Source organism: Thermogutta sp. (assembly GCF_039793925.1).
In the GTDB taxonomy this organism is placed as follows: domain Bacteria; phylum Planctomycetota; class Planctomycetia; order Pirellulales; family Thermoguttaceae; genus Thermogutta.
This window is the reverse complement of sequence record NZ_JBAMME010000313.1, coordinates 1,198-21,286: the sequence shown is the minus strand read 5'-3', so window position 1 is coordinate 21,286 and position 20,089 is coordinate 1,198. Positions and strand designations below refer to the sequence as shown.

18 protein-coding genes and 1 tRNA gene are annotated in these 20,089 nt (G+C 54.5%); 17 read left to right on the top strand and 2 right to left on the bottom strand.

Translation table 11 applies throughout. The features are described 5' to 3' along the window. Nucleotides 1-543: 543 nt before the first annotated feature. Complete coding sequence (locus ABJK56_RS16970; RefSeq protein ID WP_347245868.1) at nt 544-924, top strand: hypothetical protein; 381 nt, start codon at nt 544-546, stop codon at nt 922-924. Nucleotides 925-934: 10 nt separating this feature from the next. Here the strand turns inward: ABJK56_RS16970 and ABJK56_RS16965 are convergent. After that, nucleotides 935-1,008, bottom strand: a tRNA-Arg gene (locus tag ABJK56_RS16965). 383 nt (nt 1,009-1,391) lie between these two features. On the opposite strand from ABJK56_RS16965, the gene ABJK56_RS16960 reads away from it, so the two are divergent. Next, nucleotides 1,392-3,251 (top strand): beta-L-arabinofuranosidase domain-containing protein, encoded by a 1,860-nt coding sequence (locus ABJK56_RS16960; RefSeq protein WP_347245867.1) that lies wholly within the window; start codon nt 1,392-1,394, stop codon nt 3,249-3,251. 97 nt (nt 3,252-3,348) lie between these two features. Here the strand turns inward: ABJK56_RS16960 and trmB are convergent, their stop codons facing one another. Beyond that, entirely contained in the window at nt 3,349-3,990 is a 642-nt protein-coding gene (gene trmB / locus ABJK56_RS16955) for a tRNA (guanosine(46)-N7)-methyltransferase TrmB (RefSeq protein ID WP_347245866.1), read from the bottom strand. A 693-nt stretch (nt 3,991-4,683) separates the two neighbouring features. Here trmB and ABJK56_RS16950 point away from each other — a divergent pair. The 15 genes from ABJK56_RS16950 to ABJK56_RS16880 all read left to right on the top strand — a co-directional run bounded on the left by ABJK56_RS16950 (nt 4,684) and on the right by ABJK56_RS16880 (nt 19,965). Beyond that, nucleotides 4,684-7,113, top strand: coding sequence for a tetratricopeptide repeat protein (locus ABJK56_RS16950; protein WP_347245865.1), 2,430 nt, complete (start codon nt 4,684-4,686; stop codon nt 7,111-7,113). A gap of 160 nt (nt 7,114-7,273) precedes the next feature. Beyond that, nucleotides 7,274-7,702, top strand: coding sequence for a flagellar export chaperone FlgN (gene flgN / locus ABJK56_RS16945; protein ID WP_347245864.1), 429 nt, complete (start codon nt 7,274-7,276; stop codon nt 7,700-7,702). A gap of 62 nt (nt 7,703-7,764) precedes the next feature. After that, complete coding sequence (locus ABJK56_RS16940; RefSeq protein WP_347245863.1) at nt 7,765-8,676, top strand: ATP-binding protein; 912 nt, start codon at nt 7,765-7,767, stop codon at nt 8,674-8,676. Between the two features lie 46 nt (nt 8,677-8,722). Continuing rightward, nucleotides 8,723-10,153, top strand: coding sequence for a sigma-54 dependent transcriptional regulator (locus tag ABJK56_RS16935; RefSeq protein WP_347245862.1), 1,431 nt, complete (start codon nt 8,723-8,725; stop codon nt 10,151-10,153). Nucleotides 10,154-10,327: 174 nt separating this feature from the next. Further along, nucleotides 10,328-10,738, top strand: a complete 411-nt coding sequence (gene flgB, locus ABJK56_RS16930; protein WP_347245861.1) for a flagellar basal body rod protein FlgB — start codon at nt 10,328-10,330, stop codon at nt 10,736-10,738. A gap of 120 nt (nt 10,739-10,858) precedes the next feature. Further along, the gene (flgC, locus tag ABJK56_RS16925; RefSeq protein WP_347245860.1) at nt 10,859-11,278 is read left to right on the top strand and encodes a flagellar basal body rod protein FlgC; all 420 of its coding nucleotides are present in this window, start codon (nt 10,859-10,861) and stop codon (nt 11,276-11,278) included. Further along, nucleotides 11,278-11,571 carry a flagellar hook-basal body complex protein FliE gene (gene fliE, locus ABJK56_RS16920; RefSeq protein ID WP_347245859.1) on the top strand — a complete coding sequence of 98 codons (294 nt, stop codon included), beginning with the start codon at nt 11,278-11,280 and terminating at the stop codon, nt 11,569-11,571. Before flgC ends, fliE begins: the two co-directional genes overlap by 1 nt. Nucleotides 11,572-11,663: 92 nt before the next feature. Further along, entirely contained in the window at nt 11,664-13,310 is a 1,647-nt protein-coding gene (locus ABJK56_RS16915; RefSeq protein WP_347245858.1) for a hypothetical protein, read from the top strand. Between the two features lie 26 nt (nt 13,311-13,336). Then, nucleotides 13,337-14,389 (top strand): FliG C-terminal domain-containing protein, encoded by a 1,053-nt coding sequence (locus ABJK56_RS16910; protein ID WP_347245857.1) that lies wholly within the window; start codon nt 13,337-13,339, stop codon nt 14,387-14,389. A 62-nt stretch (nt 14,390-14,451) separates the two neighbouring features. Continuing rightward, complete coding sequence (locus ABJK56_RS16905) at nt 14,452-15,126, top strand: FliH/SctL family protein (protein ID WP_347245856.1); 675 nt, start codon at nt 14,452-14,454, stop codon at nt 15,124-15,126. 33 nt (nt 15,127-15,159) lie between these two features. Next, nucleotides 15,160-16,548: a FliI/YscN family ATPase gene (locus ABJK56_RS16900; RefSeq protein WP_347245855.1), complete on the top strand. Its 1,389-nt coding sequence runs from the start codon at nt 15,160-15,162 to the stop codon at nt 16,546-16,548. A 21-nt stretch (nt 16,549-16,569) separates the two neighbouring features. Beyond that, the gene (gene fliJ / locus ABJK56_RS16895) at nt 16,570-17,031 is read left to right on the top strand and encodes a flagellar export protein FliJ (protein WP_347245854.1); all 462 of its coding nucleotides are present in this window, start codon (nt 16,570-16,572) and stop codon (nt 17,029-17,031) included. Next, on the top strand, nt 17,016-17,717 hold the full coding sequence (locus tag ABJK56_RS16890; protein ID WP_347245853.1) for a hypothetical protein: 702 nt from the start codon (nt 17,016-17,018) through the stop codon (nt 17,715-17,717). Before fliJ ends, ABJK56_RS16890 begins: the two co-directional genes overlap by 16 nt. 198 nt (nt 17,718-17,915) lie before the next feature. Then, nucleotides 17,916-19,475 carry a flagellar hook-length control protein FliK gene (locus tag ABJK56_RS16885; RefSeq protein ID WP_347245852.1) on the top strand — a complete coding sequence of 520 codons (1,560 nt, stop codon included), beginning with the start codon at nt 17,916-17,918 and terminating at the stop codon, nt 19,473-19,475. Nucleotides 19,476-19,530: 55 nt separating this feature from the next. Continuing rightward, nucleotides 19,531-19,965: a flagellar hook capping FlgD N-terminal domain-containing protein gene (locus ABJK56_RS16880; RefSeq protein ID WP_347245851.1), complete on the top strand. Its 435-nt coding sequence runs from the start codon at nt 19,531-19,533 to the stop codon at nt 19,963-19,965. Nucleotides 19,966-20,089: the final 124 nt, after the last annotated feature.

The window sequence follows — 20,089 nt, the reverse complement described above, 5'->3', positions numbered from 1 at the left end:
TTTCCCGCGACCACGAAATCTGCCCACCGGTAGGGGCAATTCATGAATTGCCCCTACCGGGAATACCCATCCCGCGCGAAACACGGGGGCGGCGCAATTCGTGAATTGCCCTCGGCCGGGCTTGCCCATATCGCGCGAAAAACATTTGTAGGGGCGATTCATGAATCGCCCCTACCACACGTTGCGCCTTTGGGCCCTCACAGCTCCAAACGAAAACTAACGATCAGTCTGACGGAAGGCCGATTGGTTGGAGATACCCTGGCAAATCAGATGACGCCTGTCGCACTGTGACGTAGAAAGGGAGCATCCTACGGGAAGTGTCGCAAGAGACGGCAAAGGCTGGCGAATCCTGTTTGTGGCCCCTGATGGCAAGCGAAAAACTCTTCGCCTTGGTCGTGTGGACAAAAAGACGGCGGAGAGCATCCGCATCCACGTGGAGGCGTTGCTGGCTTCCCGCATCAGCGGCGTACCGGTACCGCCGGCCACCGCCACTTGGCTGAATACCATCGGTGAGGCCCTCAACGAGAAATTGTCCAAAGCGGTATGGAGTCCTGGCACCGGCTTTGGCATAACCTGCGGGCATCCTGCGAAAGCGAGCTCGCCCAGGCCTTTCCTCTGGCCGTGGTCACCAAGTGGTTGGGCAATACCCCCTCTATCGCGTTACGCCATTATGTGGATCCCACGGATGCGGCATACCAGGCAGCCCTCCAGTGGAGGCCCAAGACCAAAGTGGACTCGAACCGTGTACAGCCGGACACCACTGGTGTTCAAACGAACAGTGGCACAGAATCCGGCACACGGGCGGCGCACAATGCGGCTCAGCAGGGTCCCGCAAGAGATGGCAAGATAAAAAACTTTTCGTCCCAAGTATCGATGAATAGCTATGTTTTGCAACGGGATGTGAAACGTAACTTATGGTTGTAAGATGACTTAGCGCGCCTCGCAGGACTCGAACCTGCAACCTTCGGTTCCGTAGACCGATGCTCTATCCAATTGAGCTAGAGGCGCCCAGAACAAGATAAACTGCCACATTTCCCGCTTGGCCGTCCATTCGCGAGACCGGCCGCTGGGACCACCGTCATTGGTATTTTAGCGCCGTGGCACGGCCAATCAAAGGGGGAGCCCTTCTCGAGGGGGTGACCCGGCTGCCCTATGACCGGTTTTTTCGCATCTTTTCCCGCGATCCGATTGAGGCTTGCACTCAGGCTTGTGGCTCACAGCGGCACCGTGCTAGATGCAGCTATCGTGGGGCATTAGACCACCTACGAGATGCAGATTGCAGATCTGCCGATGTTCGGCCACCATGGTGACGGCAGAGTATCGCTTTGCTGTGGTGTCGAGCTTCGGCAACCTGTCCCGCGCTTACTACTGGCTCAATGAGGAGAGGAAAAATGGACCCATTCAAATCCGGAAATCTGGAACCGCGTCGCACAGTGTGCATTTTTACATGCGGAGTCCTGTGGCTCGTCGCCGTGACGGTTGCCTCTGGAGAAACGCCCTGGCGGCAGGTTCCGTTGCAGGACGTTCAGATTAAGGGCGAAATGGGTCGGCGGATTGACGTGACCATTGAAAACAACATCCTTCAGATCGACATATCCCGGGACTTCCTCGCACCATTTCAAAGGCGCAACCAGAAAGAGGGGTACGTTGGACTGGGTAAGTTGCTCGATAGTATCGTCCGACTGGCTGTCCATACTGGCGATCCTCGCTTGCGAGAATTAAAAGACACAATTATTCGCGAGATACTCGCCACTCAGGAAGAAGATGGGTATATCGGAATAATGGAGCCTTCCTCCCGAATGTGGAGTTTATGGGATATTCACGAGATGTCTTACCTGGTTTATGCTCTGGCTACGGATCACCGTTTCTTCGGCGGAAAAGACTCTCTTGAGGCTGCACGCCGTTTAGCGGATTATATGATGCGCAATTGGGAGGCTCATCCAGACAACCAGCCCGGCCGTGGTTCCATTACGGTTTATTTGGCCGTGTTGGGCCTGGAGAATGCTTTTCTGCTTCTATCCGAAGAGGCACATGATCCTCGCTATAGAGAATTTGTCGTCAATTTCAGAAAACTTCCCGAATGGCAGGCCCGAGTTGTGGTGGGGCGTCACGGTCAGATTGAAGGGCACATTTACGCGTATCTGTGCCGCTCCATTGCGCAGCTTCGGTTGTCTGACGAGCACGACGACCCGCGGTTGTGGCAGGCCAGCCGACAGGCTCTGGATTTTCTGCTCCATCGCGAAGGCCTGGTCATCACGGGCGAATGCGGTGACCACGAATGCTGGCACGATAGCCAGTCGGGGACGATCAATCTCGGTGAAACGTGTGCGACGGCGTATCTGATTCGCTGGCTGGATGAGTTGCTGCGGCGTGAAAAGAAAAGCCTCTATGGCGATATAATGGAGCGAGTCATTTACAACGGCTTATTCGCCGCCCAGTCTCCAGATGGACGACGTATACGGTACTATACGCCGTTCGATGGGCCGCGCTCCTACTTCCCCAGCGACACCTATTGCTGTCCTAATAATTATCGTCGGATCATTGCTGAGTTGCCCGGGATGGTTGGGTACCGAACGGAGCACGGGATCGCGGTCAATCTCTACACCGAGGGCCAGTTCAAGCTCCCGCTCCCTAGCGGTCAGGTTGTCACGATCGCGCAGCGGACTGACTATCCCCACAACGGCATGATAGCCCTCACCATCAACCTGCCCAAGCCAGAAATGTTCGAGCTTCGCTTGCGGATACCTCGCTTTTGCGAAGAAGCCTCGGTGAAGCTCCCCCAGGAAGACGAGGCCGTCACGGTCAAAGGCGGCGATTGGGCCGTGTTCAACAGGACTTGGCAGAACGGTGACACAGTGATGCTGAGGATTCCGATGAAATTGCGACTGGTGCGGGGACGTCGCGCTCAATCCGGCCGGGTTGCGGTGATGTATGGTCCCCTGGTATTCTGCCTGAGCCGCCAGGGGCACGCGGACCTGAAGGATATCGACCTTCGCTTGATCACCATCAACCCGGAAACGCTGGAGGGCCCATTTCCCGATGAAACGGTTCACCCCGGAGGGGTGGCCTGCCGCGTGAAAGCGTGGGCTCCCGGCGCTTGGTATCCACAGGCTCCAACCAGTTACACGTTGGAGCTTACCGAGTTCGCCGATCCCACGGGGGAAGCAACTTACTTTCATGTGCCAAATCCCTATGACCCGGCGTTCGTGGAGGACGAGCTTATCGGGCCACCGAAGGATGAAAGCCCCTGACAGGGCGGGGTGTAACGCTCAACGCGTCACATCTTTCGATAGAACGATACACGCTCAATAATCGGGAGACAAAAATCTATATGCAGGCGATTAACGTTTACTCTTTGGCAAATTCTGCCCGATAAATGGTGCCTCCCTGGAGGCGAACCCGGCGCTCAAAATGGGTCCGGTAGTCCATATCGTGTTGGGGCGTGTGCTCGGGAACCGGAAATGGGCCCGCCAGTTGGGTGCAGGCTTTGAGCAGTTCCAGAGTCGATTGGAAATACTCTTCCACGTCGGTCCAGAAATGGAGGCGTCCCCCCGGCGTCAATACACGCTCGACATCCCGGAGGAAACTCTCCTTCATGACCCGCCGTTTTTTGTGTCGTTTTTTCCACCAGGGATCGGGAAAGTACACGTGCACGGCCTCAACCGAACGATCCGGCAACCACTCGGCGAAAAACCGCAGGGCGTCGCCGTGGATCACGATCGCATTCCGGACACCCAGCTTGGCCAGACCAGCGGCGGAAAATCGGGCATACTTACCGGAAACCTCCAAACCCACGAAGTCGCGCTCGGGATGGGCCACGGAGACCTGTCGAAGGAACAGGCCTTTGCCGCTGCCCACTTCAACCTCCAAAGGCGCGACCCTCCCGAAAATCTGTTCACCCTGCCACGGTCTGGGGATCGCTTCAAGATCGCGATAGTGGAAGGAAAGATCCAGATTGGGATCTATCTTACGTAAAGCGCGCCGTCCCATTGTCACTATGCCGTTCTTTTGTTACGAAGATGCTGGAATACTAATTGGTCCATCCCAGGGCGATTCGTAGTATGCAACGTTTTGCTGGTTTTTAGTAAATTACTAAAAATACGCTATACTCTCGTGACCGCCAATTTGCGGCTGACTTTCACTTTTCGCGAGGCAGCACGCAACTTCCGGCGGGAACGCATCCCTCACCTGTCGGGGGATATCGAATACATTCCATCGGCAATCCGGAGGTCACAGCCAATAGAATGTTCGTGAACAGTTTCGTTGGATACACTCATTTCGTGCTCTTGCCGCCCTTTTTTTACCATCATATCGCAGAGCGTGGCCGCCATCGAAGAGGCTACCCTGTTGGCCCGGGGGTGGAAACGTAGCCGCCGTCGTCTCCGTGAGCAACTTGCGTCCTGCTTACGCGAGCGGACACATGCCAGCCCAAAGCGGCATTTGCCATGTCCGAGCAAACGGCAACGCGGTGCTGGAACTTCGCTCGTGCCAACGGTTCATCGGAAGATTGCCTGGCTTTTCCAAAGTGCCAGAATGCTTGATTTTTTGATTTGAGATTGACGGAAACCGGTCTTTTCGGTAAATACCTTCCTCCCAGTATTCCGGTGGACAGGCTGAAGCCCTGCCACCGCGTGGCCAACAATTCGTCAATCGTGTTGAGACAGCCCGATAAAGCGAGTCGATATGCCGGAACCACAGGAGCCGGTCCCACAACCCGATCTCGAAAAGTCGCCGGAAAAGGCAGAACGTCCCGCGCCCCAGGCAGGTCGCCAAAAGGGAATTCGCGCAATCTTCCGCTCCAAATGGGGATTACTGACGCTGGGGATTGGTTCGCTGGTGGTGGTTGGCGGCCTGGGCGGGTTCGCGTGGTGGTGGCTGACAAGCAAGTCAGACGACGATGCCACGGCACTGGTTGAGGCGGTGGACGCTCAGGATTGGAACGCTGTGCACAAAATGGCTGAAAAAGCTCTGGCTGATAAGCGTGCGGATCCGGAGTTACTTCGGGCGGCCTTGTTCGCGCAGCTTATGGCGTATGCTGCGGAAGCCGACCGACAGACGGGTCCAGAACGCCGTCGTATGCTCCTTCTGGCTACTCAATTCGGAGATCAGGCGACGATTGTGGGGTTACCTCCGGGCCGGGAAGCCGATGGTCTATTCACCCTGGGACGCACGCTCCATTATCTTTCCCGCTTTGCCGAAAGCCGTAAGTACCTTCGTGAGGCCGCCAAACTGGATCCGCAAAAACAGCCTCGTGTGAACTGGCTGATGGCTGAATCGCACCTTTTGGATCCGGAGGGAAACCGGGAGGAGGCACTCCGCTTCAATCAAGCATTTCTGTTAACGCCGGGACTTGATGCCCCTTCACAAAACGCCGGATGGCTGCAACAGGCCCGAATTCACCTGGCCCTGGGCAAACCTGATGCGGCCGAAGAAAGCCTGAAGCACCTCACCCCGAAAGGGGCTGACTCTCCCGAAGCCCATTTGATTCGCGGAGAAATTCTCCTTTTTCAGGCGCAGCAATTGTTCCAGAGTAAAGATTCACACAGTAAAGAAGAGGTCGTCAAATATACAGCGGACGCCCGGGCGGCCTTTGAACGTGTGAAGTCGCATGCGCTCGGTGACGAAAGCACCCGGGCGAAAGCGGCCTACTTGCTCGGAGTGACCCTCAATCTGGCGGAAGATTATGATGGAGCCCTGGCTGCCTGGGAACGCTGTTGCTCAGAGTTTCCGGATTATCCGGAGGCCTGGGCTGCCCGGTTTCAGATTGCCCGCCTCAACCACCGTCTGGGCCGTCACGATCGTAGCGTGGACGAACTCGCGAATTGTATCCAAAGAATGGTCGACGCGGGACGGTTTCTCAACCCCTGGATATCGAGAGAAGATATTCGTCAAACGATTGACCAGATATGGACAGACTGCCTGGATAAAAAACTTTTTGCCCTAAGTCTGAAACTGACTAACGCCATGGAGGGGGTTTTCCCTCCGGAAAATGTCTACACCCTTCGTGCGAAAACCTACATCGCTTGGGGTGAATATCTTGAAACCTCTGAACCGGAAGGTAACACGACCGAAGACAACAAGGCCCGAGCACGACGTTACTTTCGTTTGGCCGGAGATGAGCTAACACGACTGGCACGATCTCGGACAGCGACCCGGTTCTACACTGAGGACCTTTGGCAGGCGGCGGATTATTACTATCGCGGTGGCTCATACACCCGGGCGTCCCGTGTATTGCGCGAGTATCTGAGAAACGAACCCCGGCGTAGAAATCCGCAGGCTCTTCTTCGGCTGGGAGAATGCCTTCTCGCCATGGGGAAGCCGGACGATGCTCTACGCGTGCTCTACGAGTGTATCGAATTCCATTCGAAAGATGCCGCCTCGTATAAAGCACGTCTTTGGGCAGCCTACGCCCACATGGAGAAAGCCGAATATGATAAAGCGGAGGCTGTCCTGATAGACAATCTTGCGGGAGAACTGGCTCCCACAAGCCTTGAATGGCGGGATACACTGTTCACGCTGGGGACGCTCTATTTCCACCTTGGCCGGGATCGGGAAGCACTGGAAAAATTGGAAGAAGCTGTGCGGCGCTATCCCCAGGACCACCGCGCCCCCGAGGCACGCTATTTTCTGGCGGAACTCTATCTTCGCGCCGCGGTGGCCAAATCGTCAATTCAGCCGAACAATACGGCCACGCAATCCGCTTTAACTCGCGATTTGCTTCAAACCGCCCTTCAGGAACTTGAGATTGTGCAGAAGGAACTGGACATGAAATGGGACAAGGGAGCCATAAGTCCGGCCACACAAAAGCTCCTCCGTAACGTATATTTCGCATTGGGCGATGTCCTTTACCGCCTGGGGCGCTTCGGAGACGCGATCACCATCTACGTGACGCTTACCAATCGGCTGCAGTCGGAACCAGAGGTCCTGGATGCATATATTCAGATGGCCCGATGTTACCGCGCTATGGGACGCACCAGGGACGCGCAAATCACTCTTGAACAGGCCAAAATCATGCTGGATCGGCTCCCCCAGGACGTGGCCTTGGAAAAGACGACGTCTTTTACCAGAGGTGAATGGCAAGCACGTCTTGCCTGGTCGACGCAACACTTATAAGTCATATAACATAGTACTGCACATTTACTGTGCAGCAAAGGCAAAAATGATAGAAAACACCGTGTAAAACATACACGTTTTTAGATGACCGCCAATTGGCAATTCAACAGAATACTCTAAATGGAAGCATTGGGGGAATTTTACGAATAAGGTGCGTGATATGCCCGACTTAATAGCGGACCTGTGGTCGGAAAAGCATAGAATCCTGGCCGATATTTGGGACCTTACGCAGCATCAATATGCTTACGTAGAAGACAACCAAATAGATGGACTTCTGGATATTCTGGCACGTAAACAAACCTTGTTGGTCAGATTGCAGCATCTAGATGACCAGTTGAAGTATTATGAAAATCAAAAAGCCCTAGACGGCGACGCACATAGTGCTTCGGAAATTGCCGAAATCCTCCGAGGGTGCCGCGAACTCCTGGAAAAAATTGTAAGAGTAGAACAGGAGTGCCAGATACGCCTCGAAGATCGCCGCGATGCCATCGCGAGGGAATTGAGCCAGCTTCACGAAATGTCGCGGGCGCGGGTGGCTTACACGGGAGGAAATAGCATTACGGGCGGACAACTTGATCTTACCCTGTAAATCGAGTCTCCGGCGAATCAACTACAGAGCATTTGCTTCGGTGGACCGTGCAGACACGCGACATGGAAGATATGACCGAAAAGGACCAACTTGAGCACGTGGAAACCAGCGCTCAGAGGGTACCAAGGGAAATTGACGTACGCGGGGATGGGACAGATCTGGCTGCCATCCTCGAGGCGTGGCATGCCGCGACAATACGCCTGGAACAGACTCACGAAGCCCTTCAGGCAGAAGTCAGGCGGCTTACGGCAGAGCTGGAAAAGAAGAACCGGGAACTTGCCCGGAAAGACCGGCTTGCCGATCTCGGGCGGATGGCTGCCCACATCGCCCATGAGCTGCGAAATAGCCTGGTACCTGTGTCACTCTATGTGAGTCTTTTAAAACGACAACTGAAAAACACAGAATCTCTGCAAATAATAGACAAAATAGAACAGTCCGTCCAGGCTGCACAAAGTGTATTAAACGATATTCTCCAATTCGCTGCGGATCGGGAGTTGCAGGAATCCCTCTTTGAGGTCAAACCATGGCTCACGGCGATTACTAAGGAAATAGAACTGCAGGCCGTTTCTCAAAGAGTGCATATAAAAATCGAAGTCCGCGAGTCGCTTTTTGCCTGGGCAGATCGCGATCTTTTGCGCCGTGTGATCATCAATCTTCTGCTCAATGCTCTCGATGCAATGCCCGGGGGCGGCGAACTAACCGTCCACGCAGCAGCCGCAGGTGGGGATCTTGTAATCTCGGTCGCCGACACCGGTCCCGGGCTCAGCCAGGAGGCCCTTCAGCATGCGTTTGAGCCGTTTTTCACGACCAAGGCGAATGGAACCGGTCTGGGATTAGCGATCGTCGAACATCTCATTCAACTCCATGGCGGCACTGTACTGGTTCAAAATGGGACGCATGGTGGCGCCATATTTGAAATCCACCTTCCCAACCGCTGCGTTATTCCCACTCAGATGGGCAGTCGAGCAGCGTGAGGGCATTACTTATAAAGGAGTATAATGCGAATGGAGTTGACAGAATATGGTCGATGTTAGAACTTCCAAAAGACAGGAACCGGCAAGGACGCATCTTCGGCGGACGGGCAGAATCCTCGTCGTGGATGATCACGCCGCTTCGCGTGAGGCAATGGCCGACATTTTGCGGCGGGCGGGACATGAAGTGCAGGCGTGCGGAAGTGCCGCCGAGGCCATCGACTTACTTGCCCGATCTTTCTGGGACGTAGTCGTCACCGACCTCAATATGCCGGGAATGTCAGGGCTCGACCTCGTTCGACACATTGAAAAGCTGCAGATCTCGACACGAGTCATCATGGTGACAGCCTACGCCACAGTGGCTTCGGCGGTCGAGGCGATGCGACACGGTGCTTTCGACTATATCGAAAAACCGTTCGATGCTGGGCAACTCGAGCGCCTCGTGGCGGAGGCGCTCCGGCACAATCAGGTCCTCCGCCCAGCGGAAACCGCCTCTCCAGCGGGTACGCAGCAGAACATGCCTGTTCTGGTGGGTTCTAGCCGCCCCATGCAGGAGCTCCGCCGTCGGATAGAACAGGTTGCTGCCACCAGCGAAACAGTACTCATTCTTGGAGAAAGTGGCACGGGGAAGGAGCTCGTCGCCAGACTTATTCACTATCTTAGTCCGCGGGCTACCGGGCCCTTTGTCAGCGTTAATTGCCCGGCCCTATCAGCGCATCTGATGGAGAGTGAACTTTTCGGTCACGAGAAAGGCGCATTTACCGGAGCGGATTCGGACCGAATGGGCCGCTTTGAACTGGCCCATAAAGGATCTCTGCTGCTCGATGAGATCACGGAAATTGACACCGCGTTACAGGCAAAACTCCTACGTGTCCTCCAGGAGCGAGCATTTGAACGGGTTGGATCCAGCCGGACGTTACATGTGGACGTTCGTGTTTTGGCTACCACGAATCGGGACCTGGAAAAAGAAATTGCCGAAGGTCGCTTCCGACAGGACCTTTATTACCGTCTGGCTGTTTTGCCCATTTATATTCCACCACTACGAGAAAGAAAAGAAGATATTCCTGATTTAATCGCCCATTTTCAAAAACGTTGCGCGGAGCGACTGGGCCGTCCGGTCCCAGAGCTGGATGAATCGGCTTTGAATAGGCTGATGGAGCACGATTGGCCGGGTAACGTTCGCGAGCTTGAAAATCTTGTAACACGGGTGTGTGTGCTGACCACGGAGGACCGCGTCACGGCGGATCAGATCGGCCGGTGGCTTCCGGCATCCCCAACAAGCCTGCGTCCGGTCGGCATTCCGGTCGGTATCAGCCTTCAGGACATGGAGCGTTATCTCATTGAAGCCACGTTAGAGAAATTTGACGGACACCGTGAGAAAACTGCAAAGGCTCTGGGGATCGGGGTTCGCACGCTCACGGAAAAGCTACGCCAATATGGTTATCCGCCGCGAGCAAAGCGTTTGTCACGAGCAGACTGAGCGGCAGAATCTGCCGAAACGTTTCGGCAAAAATTGCCAGTATTACGGCAACGTGAGGAACAAACGTCTATGGAAGCGAGGCAAAAACGAGCGTCGAATGCCTGAAAGTTTTGTTCGCACTTTTGGCATGGTGATTGCAACGCGGTTGGATGAGGCATCAGGTTACAAACGCATATGTGGAACGGAATCTTCACCGGAACCAGTATTCCTTTATTGACCCGTGTCGCCAATTTTACCGAGGTCAGGCACACAGTCCTGGCCGGCAACTTGGCCAATTTAGATACACCTGGATATCAGGCGATGGATTTGCCGGTGGAGGATTTTCGAGCCCATCTGCGACGGGCGCTGGCAGAAAAGAATACCGCACCTTTGATGTCGCCGGGTGATCGAGCTTACTACCTGAGTGCGAAACCGCCTGACTGGTCGTCGCAGAAACGACCGTTTCTCCGCCATGACGGCAATGATGTGTCGATAGAGGAACAAGTCAGTGAAATGGTGAAAAACCAAATGCTTCACAACACCGCGTTGACCATCATGGCGAGCCAGTTCCGGTTACTCTTGACTGCAATCAGCGAACGCGTGTAAAAATACAACCCGATCTTTTGGGGAAGATGGAAAATAATCGCGAGCTGTGTAATAGAACTAAAATATATAGAACATAGAGAACAGTGAACAGAATAATTCATACCGGGAAGGGTACACACGATGTTTTCGGCTCTGGATGTGAGTACTAGCGCACTAGTGGCCCAGCGAATTCGCATCACGGCGATCGCTGGAAACATTGCCAACATATCGACGACGCATAATGAGCAGGGGGAGCCACAGCCCTATCAACCTCGCTACGTGACGTTTCAGGTGGACCCCAGCGTCGGGGCGTTTGGTGCAAAGGGGGTGCGGGTGTCGGGTGTTCGCGTGGATAATCGCCCCCCACGGTACAAGTACGAGCCCGGGCATCCCGATGCCATCCGGCAGGGGCCTATGCGTGGGTATGTGGCCTATCCCGACATCAACCTGATGACCGAATTCACCGACGCTCTGGAGGCTGCCCGCGCCTATGAGGCCAACTTAGGGGCCATCGAGATCACTAAAGATATGACCCAGCAAACATTGAGGATTCTGGCCTGATGGACGCCATTCGAGGGATCAGTCCGGGTTCCTTACCCGTGCGCGGCCCGCAGCAATTGGGCAGTGCGCAGCAACCCGATTTTCGTGACTTTTTGTTGCGCTCCATTCACGAGGTCAATTCCATGCAGCAGGAGGCGGATCGGGCGGTGGAGCGACTTATGCTGGGGGAGGAAGTGACGCCGGCGGAAGTTCTGACGGCGGTCCAAAAAGCCGATATTGCCTTTAAATTGATGATGCAGATCAGAAATAAACTCATTCAGGCATACCAGGAAATTCAAAATATTCGCGTCTAATAATATCACTAATAGAGTTAGCGACAACTCCGAGGTTTTAGCGGCGTTGCAGGCGACGTAGTTCGCGTCATTTTTGAATCAGGTGTCCAGGGATGGACTTTCTGAACACGACATGGCAGCAATTACGGGATCTCTTCCTCGGCATGACGCCGGGCATGCGGATTACCACGGCATTGCTTTTTGCCGCGGTGATTATCAGCCTGGGTTTTCTCGTCTCCTATTCGCACACCGGTGGCTCTGTTTACTTGATGAACGGGGCTCATTTTTCGCCGAACGATTTGCCGGCAATGGAAGCGGCATTCGCCGCCAAAGGACTCAATGATTATCGGGTCGAAGGCACTCGCATCAGGGTTCCTCAGGGTAAGCACGACAAATATATGGCGGCCCTGGCGGAGGGTAATGCCCTTCCTTATAACTATCTCGATATCCTCGAAAAAACTATCAAGGAATCATCCGCATTTGAGCCGCGTTACAAATTAGAAGAACGGACGAAAATTGCCCTCCAAAAGGAACTGTCACGCGTTATCAGCCAGATGGCCGGTGTCCAGGATGCGGTGGTCATGTTCTCTCGCACCAGCCAAGGGGGGCTGCGTCGGGAGACGGTCACCACTGCCTCCGTCGCGATCAAGCCCATCGGAGGCCAGGAGCTCTCCGATCAGGTTATTCGATCTATTCGTTACTATGTGGCTAAAAGTATAGGTGGTCTGAAGCCCGAAGACGTTGTCGTCACCAACATGGACACAGGCGCAAATTACTATGCCCTGGACGATCAACCACTGCAGGCTGCAGAAGGGACATACGCACTGAAGCGGTCATGGGAACAGTACTTTGCAGAAAAGGTGAAGACGGCTCTGGGATATGTTCCCGGTGTGCTCGTGAGCTGCAACGTAGAACTGGATCCGACCAAGTACCAGCGGCAGGAGCAGGTAAAGCTCGATCCCAAAGGGATAGCCCTTGATGTCACAGAGACAACGAAGACACGCCAGGCAACCACGGACGCCGGAGGACGGGTGGGCTATGTCGCCCAAGGCAACACACCGCGTTCACTTAACTCACCATCCGCTGCACCAAGCGAGACGGAAGAGGAGACACAGCGCACAGAGCGCAACTCGGTGGGCCAGACAGTGATCCAGCAGGAGACGGCGGGCTTGCTTCCGAAACGCGTTACGGTTTCGGTCGCTATTCCTGCCAGTTATTTTAGAAGAATATGGGAGCAGCAGCAAACCGGTTCTAATAATACTAATCAACAGGGGCCCACAGCGCAGGACCTCGATAAAATTAGGACCGAAGAACTCAATAAAATTCGGACGCATATTGCGGCACTGTTGCCGCCAGTAGAGGGTGTGACTGATGCGACCCAGCTAGTTACCGTGACCGATTTTGTGGATATGCCCTCCAGTCCGCCGCCGGAGCCCTCGATCACCGAGCAGGGCCTGGAGTTCGTTCGCCAGTACTGGCCGACACTCGGACTGATGGGTCTGGCTTTGCTAAGCCTGATCGTGCTGCGTTCAACCGTACGGCAAACGCCGCAGCCTGTGTCGGGAAGCACGGCTGTCATTCCCGATACCTCCGTATCCACGGCCGCGGCGGAGTCCAGCAGGGCGGAGACGGAGACACGAACGAAACGTCGTGCGGGCACCGGCACAAAATCGCTTCGTGAAGAGGTCGCGGAACTTGTTGCGGAGGATCCCGAAACAGCCGCGAACATCTTGAAGGCGTGGATCGGTAACCCAATTTAGCGAGCAAGTGTGTGAATAATCCATCAATGATTAACACACAAGGGATTCGCAAAGCCGCTATTTTCATTGATTGTTTAGAACCGGAGGCCGCAGACCGCCTCCTGGAGCAATTACCTCCGGAATATGCCCAGCAGGTGCGAAACACCTGGATGACACTAGGACGAATATCGGCGGAAGAAAGAGACCAGGTCATTCGGGAGTTTCTCAACCGCGTGGACGATTCAAAGATCTCAATCCAAGCATTGACAGTGCAGAGGTCTCCGGAAACAGAAAAGACGGTTCGTTTGGACGCGAGTCGGGAAAACAGGCCGGCGGATACGCCGTTTCGAATACTCCAGGATGCGGAGGCGGATAAGCTCGCCAGTATCCTCGCCGGAGAACGTGCTCCCACGATTGCCCTGGTCCTTGCACATTTGGCGCCGGCTCAAGCCGGGGCGGTCCTTGTGCGGTTTCCGCGGGAAAGACAGGTGGAGATCGTTCGCTGCCTTCTGGAATTAGAAGAAACCGATCCCGACATCCTACGAGAAATAGACAAGGCCCTTCAGGAAAAACTGGCACAAATTAGTAATATATCGCGCCGCCGTGTCGCCGGATTAACGACGATCACCGGTATGGTCGAACACTGTAGAGGTGGAATTGCCGACCAGGTACTTCAGACTCTCTACACGGTCGCGCCGGAAGTTGCTGAGCAACTGGCGCCGTTACCACCCGTCGATTTTAATCAGTTTATTCGTTTTGACGATGTGGCTCTGGGACTGATATTTGAGCACGCTTCGCCGGAAGTTGCGGTTCTGGCACTTTGGGGTGCGCCGCTTGGCCTGCTGGAACGTGTCCTTAAAGAGATTTCTCCATGGAAAGCGAAGGCGATTCAATCCCAACTGGTTGAATTGGGACCGGTGCGTCTTCGCGATGTGGAGGAAGCACGGCAGAGACTTGGAGAACTGGCCCGCAGGCTCGCGATTGCCGGGAAAATCCGGCTTCCGCCGGGCGTAACGGGACGGAGTAAAAATGGCCCGCCAACGGAAACCGGCGACGGCGTCCGCGAGAGTCCCGGCCATTTCGTGAGAGTGGTTGAATAACGCCACCGGATACGTGCGTGATACGCAGGTGAAAATATGAATAAAAATGTTGAGTAGTAACAATGAGCACGCGCGGTACAACGGTGATCAAGATTGAAAATACAGATCTGGCGGCCCGGGTCACCCCGTTTAACTTCGAGGATATGGCCGACCGCGCCAAACGCTACTTGGAAGAGGTAGGTCGGCAGGCGACTCAAATTGTGATGGACGCGAAACGGGAAGCTGAGATCATCAAGTTAAAAGCGGAAGAAGAAGGAAAGAGAAAGGGATTTCAGAATACAGAGCAGATTATTCGTCAGGAGCTAGAAAAAAAGCTGGCCAGCCTGCTCCCTGCGTTGAAGACGGCTGTCACTCAGATCAGTGAGGCACGGCATGAGTTGCTGCGGGAATGGGAACGAAATCTGCTTGGACTGGCGGCGGCAATCGCGGCACGAATGGCACGCCGGACGATAGAAAAGGCACCGGAGGTGATGCTGCCTCTGGTGAGGGAGGCCGTTCAGCTCGCGGCGGCATCACCGACGATGCGAATTCGATTGAATCCCCACGATTGGGAGGTATTAAAGCCGGAAATAGAGAGACTTGTGCGGGAGCTGGCCCCCGTTGCGCACGCGGAGATTACAGCGGATCCCTCGATAAGCCGCGGAGGATGCCGTGTTGAAACGCAGTTTGGCATCATTGATCAGGAGCTAGAAATTCAGGCGAAACGAATCGTCGAGGAGCTGGCAGGTAATGAATAAAGAAACGGGAATGTGAGATAGACGACTGTTGGCATGAATAAGATAGTCGCTTACTTGGACAAGGTACTGCCCGCCGAAATACAGGGAACGGTGGTACAAAGTGTAGGAGTCAGTATCGCCGCGCAAGGGTTCCCTGTGCCAGTGGGATCCCTTGCGGAGATCGAGGTGGGTCACGGGCGAAAGGTCAAGGCGGAAGTGATCGGCTTCAAAAACGATACGACAATCTTGTTTCCCCTGGGTAGTAGAGAAGGAATTCGTCGCGGAGCTTCAGTGCGTTTGTGCCGAACGGTGAGATGGTTGCCGGTCGGTGCGGAGTTACTCGGCCGGGTGGTCGATGCTCAGGGACGCCCGATTGACGGTAAGCCAAGGCCTCTTTTGAGAGATCGTGTCCTGTACGAGCAGGCACCGCCACACCCTTGCGAGCGGCCCAGGATCAAGGAAGTGCTCAGTACGGGGGTAAGAGCGATTGACGGGCTATTGACGTGCGGAAAAGGCCAGCGCCTTGGGATTTTCTCTGCCGCAGGGGTGGGGAAGAGTGTTCTTTTAGGCATGATGGCCCGGTATACGGCGGCCGACGTGATTGTTGTAGGGTTGGTGGGCGAACGAGGCAGGGAGGTCAACGACTTTATTGAGCGCGATCTGGGTACAGAGGGACTAAAAAAGAGTATTGTCGTTGTGGCCACCAGTGCTGAACCGGCTATTTTAAGGGTACAGGCTGCATATACGGCTTCGGCGATCGCCGAGTATTTTCGCGACCAGGGTAAGGATGTCCTTCTTCTAATAGACTCGCTGACACGTTTCGCTCTGGCCCAGCGTGAAATTGGACTGGCTGCCGGGGAGCCACCCACGACGCGTGGCTATCCTCCCAGCGTCTTCGCGTTGTTGCCAAGGCTTGTGGAGCGGGCAGGTCGCAGCCCACGCGGGACGATTACAGCATTTTATACCGTTCTGGTAGAAGGAGATGATCTTGATGAACCGGTTGCCGATTCTGTGCGCGGTCTTTTGGATGGGCATATAGTGCTTTCTCGCCGCCTTGCCGGTCGCGGACATTTCCCAGCCATTGATGTGTTGCAGAGCCTCAGCCGACTTATGCCGGACATCGTTGATCCGGATCATAATCGCGCGGCTATGCGGGTACGAGAACTCCTGGGACTGTATCGTGATCATGAAGATGTGATTACTCTCGGCGTTTATCGCCGCGGCAGTCATCCCGGTGTGGACAGAGCGATCCAATTTCGCGACAGCGTAGATACATTCCTGCGACAGGACGTGAATCAGCGGGCGACCTATGACGAATCCCGCGCAGCCCTGCTCAATTTGGCGGAACAGATTGAAAACTGGAGACCCGATCAGCAGGCGGCCGTCACTCAGCGCCGGGATATGGAACGACCAGCCGTAGGATCCGCCCCACGACGTACATAAATATTTCGAGTATAGGCTTCTATGGCTCAGTTTCAATTTCGCCTTGATACTTTACTGAAAATTCGCGAACGAGAACGTGATAATCGACAGCTCGAGTTGCTTCAGGCACTTTCAGCGGAGGAGATCCTCCTCGAACGTGCGAAGTTACTCGATATGGAACACCAGCGGCTTCAGGAAAATCTCCGGGCTGCGACCTGTGGTGTTCTGGATGTGGATCAGGTGCTGGGATATCGTCGCTATGAATTGATCCTTGCAGCACAGCGCGAGGAGCTTGGGCGTCAACTGGAGGCGATACGGGAGGAGGTCGAAAGACGCCGAGCGGCATTGTTGGAGGCCAATCGGGCATTGCGGATGCTGGAACTCCTTCGCGACAAGCAACGCGAACGGTTTCTTAAAAACACGTTAAAAAAGGAATTTAAGGAGATGGACGAGCTGACCCACCGACAATCATCCGTCGAAGGTGACGCATGGGCAGAATATTAGATGGAATATTGTCGGCCACCCTTTATTTTTTTGCGGCGATGGCCATTGGTGCGCTGTGTATCGCAGGGCACCTTTGGTTTGCATGGGGATTAACCCCTGCCAAGATTCGCCGCGGGTTCGCCGCTATGCGTGGAGAGCAACAGACTGTCGAGAGCTCCAGCCCTAAACTCCAGGAGAACTCGGAGCCGCGGGAGGAGCCATCCTATGAAGCGATTCTTCAACAAAGAACTTTGGAATATCGGGATATTGAATTGAAGAATAAAATGCTGATGGCATATAAAGATGAAATAGAGAATGTGAGGCAACAAGTCGATTATAAAGAACGGATCGTCGCCGAAAAAGAGAAAAAACTGGAGACTTTGATCGCTCAAACGCGACGAGAGGCCGAAGACGCCGGTTTGGAGACCGTTCGGCGAACACTGGAGTCGCTGCGGCCAGCACAGGCCAAGGAATTAATCGCCGAGATGTTGGGTCGCAATGAACTGGATGATGTGGTCCGCTTATTGCAGGGGATGAACGACTCCAAAAGAGCACGAATTATTGGGGAGTTTCGTACGCCACAGGAGGCGGAACAGATCGCGGAAGTGCTGCGGCGATTACGGGAGGGAGGAGCAATACGCCAGAGTGTGGCGACACCTGAGCCGTCGCCAGCCGTTGCAGGCACCGCTTCGGCGGGGACACCCTGAGGGATATCCGCGACATTTCCACGAGGATACACGCTGCGGTTGCCGGTTCAAAGAAGAACCGCGCGTTGTAAAAGTATGTCTATGGCATCGTGAGCGTGTCAGACGGTGTAAGCAATAGTTGAAGCAAAGCAATGTAATTTCTGATGTCATTTCTGGCATCAACCAAGCCGCGGTCTAAGCAATAGTTGAAGCATAACAATGGCGACGGGAATCGACAACCCCGATATTTTGGCTGTCCTGGGACCAACGGGAAGTCCCAGAGATTACGCCGGTTCGGAGATCGGAGCAAAACCGGCAGGCAGCTCATTTCAGGATGTCCTCAATCAACAAGCGGTAAAACAGTCGGAGGAAAGCACAGCAAACCGTGGCATGGAGGCGACGGAAGGGAAAGGTGTGACGACCGGGAAGCCTTCCAGTAGTGATAGAGGTTTCGCCGAGAGACCAGGCCAGGCAGACCCGGGGATGTCTCAGGTGGAGCAGAAAGATGAGGCATTTAAAAAAGAATCGCCTTCTGGTCAGAGCGAAAAAACACACAGTACAAGGGGGAACCGAGTAAGTTCCAGTCAGGCAAACGAGAAAGTAATACTGGAAAGGGAGGATGGTGAGACCAGAACCAAGGCGGGGGAAGAAAATAGAGAAGAGAAAGGTTTTAGATTGCAATGCGGCGTATGTGGGGGGCAACTTCCAAATATGCCGCAGGTGACCACTGACAGTGCGGTGGTCGACTTTTCTGTAGTCGAGGATGTGGGCGAAAACGGCGGTCACGGGGAGCTAGCGCTGTTGGGCGAAGACGTCAAGGCACAAAGGGCCGGCCAGGTACGGCCGAAGACCGTTGGCAGCGATCGGAAAACGACCCCCGCGTTATCTGCAGAACTGGAAGGGAACGAGTCAAAGACTGCTCGTCAGGAAGGAGAACGACAATCCAGCTGGACGTTGAGTCTTGATGATAAATTCACAGTAAATAACACGACAGAGAAAATTCTCGATACGGCCAGCGCAACAATAAACCACACGAATAAGAAAGCTCGTTCGACTGCCGCTTCGGATCGGGGACAAGATCCCGGGCAACCAAGGACGATCATTGCGGAGGCAGATTCGCCCGCGGCGGCAAAACCCGCCGCTGTTTCCGGACTCGAATCGAAAGTCATCGATGGGATTAAAACAGGAGAAATAGTCCGTAAAGACAGCGAAACGAGGGATGCGGGAGAACGGGTGACAGCGTTGACTAATGAAGCGGGCGAAACCGCTCGCATGAAAGGGCACCCGGCATCAACACCCTCACTGGAGCAAAGCTCCAATCCGGAGCGGGAACCGCTGCACCTCTCGCAGCATGATAGGGTTGAGCTGGTTCAGCGAGTCTTTCATGCCGTACGACTTGCGCGGTTACGGGATGGCGAACTACGGTTGCGGCTGCATCCACCGGAACTTGGCGCTCTTAGGGTAGAGTTGCGTGTAGAAGGGGGTGCACTCATCGCGCGGCTGGAAGCCGAGTCGCCAGCGGCACGCGATTTACTGATAGATAATTTGGCCGACCTGCGGCAGAGGCTCGCGGAGCACCGGGTGAGGATTGAACGCTTCGACGTGACGCTGATGTCGCAGTCGGACTCCGGAGGAGGGCAGCACCACACCGCGTCTTTCCACATTCCCCGACCTTCCGGAATGCGGTGGGGCGGGCAAGAAAGAGCCGTTGCCGATGAGCAGGACTATTCACCACAAGGAACACGAACGCTCAATAGTCTGTTTGATGTGATCGCATGAATATAGAAGAACATTTTTTTCCGATGTTCTAGGATAGAAAACAAGGGTGATACTGATGATAACGACACCGACCACGATTAAAGGTCAGGTAGGACCTCAGAATCCAAACGGAAAGGATGCGTTTAAAAATCTCGATTTAAGTGCGTTTCTCGCGATGATGATCGCTGAGCTCCAAAATCAGGATCCCATGAATCCCATGGACAACGCAGAGCTGTTGCAGCAAGTCAGCCAAATTCGGGAAATTGAATCCAATATGCGGCTGGTAAGCACCCTGGAATCCCTGGCCAAAGCGCAAAATATCACCGGCGGTGCAGTTTTGATAGGAAAGCAGATCAAGGGTCTCGATGCGCAGGGGAATTCCATATCGGGCAAAGTAGACAAGGTGACCATGGAAGGACAAGATTTGTTTCTCTATGTCGGCGACAGTAAGGTGCCAATGAAAAACGTGACGGAGGTTAGCCAGGAAGGAAATACCGCGGATATACTCTGAAATATCCGCCGCGGGTTTCGCGGGTGAACCTTTTAAATATTCGATAGAGTCTTTCCGATATCGGAAGCCAGGGGGAGACACGGGACGCTAGGGCATGGTTCAGAATTAATAGAGAAGGGTGATA

What these genes read in the sequence shown, in the direction of transcription:
- ABJK56_RS16970 (WP_347245868.1), top strand. Translation starts at nt 544, where the DNA reads ATGGAGTCCTGGCACCGGCTTTGGCATAACCTGCGGGCATCCTGCGAA.
- ABJK56_RS16960 (WP_347245867.1), top strand. Translation starts at nt 1,392, where the DNA reads ATGGACCCATTCAAATCCGGAAATCTGGAACCGCGTCGCACAGTGTGC.
- trmB (WP_347245866.1), bottom strand. Translation starts at nt 3,990, where the DNA reads ATGGGACGGCGCGCTTTACGTAAGATAGATCCCAATCTGGATCTTTCC.
- ABJK56_RS16950 (WP_347245865.1), top strand. Translation starts at nt 4,684, where the DNA reads ATGCCGGAACCACAGGAGCCGGTCCCACAACCCGATCTCGAAAAGTCG.
- flgN (WP_347245864.1), top strand. Translation starts at nt 7,274, where the DNA reads ATGCCCGACTTAATAGCGGACCTGTGGTCGGAAAAGCATAGAATCCTG.
- ABJK56_RS16940 (WP_347245863.1), top strand. Translation starts at nt 7,765, where the DNA reads ATGGAAGATATGACCGAAAAGGACCAACTTGAGCACGTGGAAACCAGC.
- ABJK56_RS16935 (WP_347245862.1), top strand. Translation starts at nt 8,723, where the DNA reads ATGGTCGATGTTAGAACTTCCAAAAGACAGGAACCGGCAAGGACGCAT.
- flgB (WP_347245861.1), top strand. Translation starts at nt 10,328, where the DNA reads ATGTGGAACGGAATCTTCACCGGAACCAGTATTCCTTTATTGACCCGT.
- flgC (WP_347245860.1), top strand. Translation starts at nt 10,859, where the DNA reads ATGTTTTCGGCTCTGGATGTGAGTACTAGCGCACTAGTGGCCCAGCGA.
- fliE (WP_347245859.1), top strand. Translation starts at nt 11,278, where the DNA reads ATGGACGCCATTCGAGGGATCAGTCCGGGTTCCTTACCCGTGCGCGGC.
- ABJK56_RS16915 (WP_347245858.1), top strand. Translation starts at nt 11,664, where the DNA reads ATGGACTTTCTGAACACGACATGGCAGCAATTACGGGATCTCTTCCTC.
- ABJK56_RS16910 (WP_347245857.1), top strand. Translation starts at nt 13,337, where the DNA reads ATGATTAACACACAAGGGATTCGCAAAGCCGCTATTTTCATTGATTGT.
- ABJK56_RS16905 (WP_347245856.1), top strand. Translation starts at nt 14,452, where the DNA reads ATGAGCACGCGCGGTACAACGGTGATCAAGATTGAAAATACAGATCTG.
- ABJK56_RS16900 (WP_347245855.1), top strand. Translation starts at nt 15,160, where the DNA reads ATGAATAAGATAGTCGCTTACTTGGACAAGGTACTGCCCGCCGAAATA.
- fliJ (WP_347245854.1), top strand. Translation starts at nt 16,570, where the DNA reads ATGGCTCAGTTTCAATTTCGCCTTGATACTTTACTGAAAATTCGCGAA.
- ABJK56_RS16890 (WP_347245853.1), top strand. Translation starts at nt 17,016, where the DNA reads ATGGGCAGAATATTAGATGGAATATTGTCGGCCACCCTTTATTTTTTT.
- ABJK56_RS16885 (WP_347245852.1), top strand. Translation starts at nt 17,916, where the DNA reads ATGGCGACGGGAATCGACAACCCCGATATTTTGGCTGTCCTGGGACCA.
- ABJK56_RS16880 (WP_347245851.1), top strand. Translation starts at nt 19,531, where the DNA reads ATGATAACGACACCGACCACGATTAAAGGTCAGGTAGGACCTCAGAAT.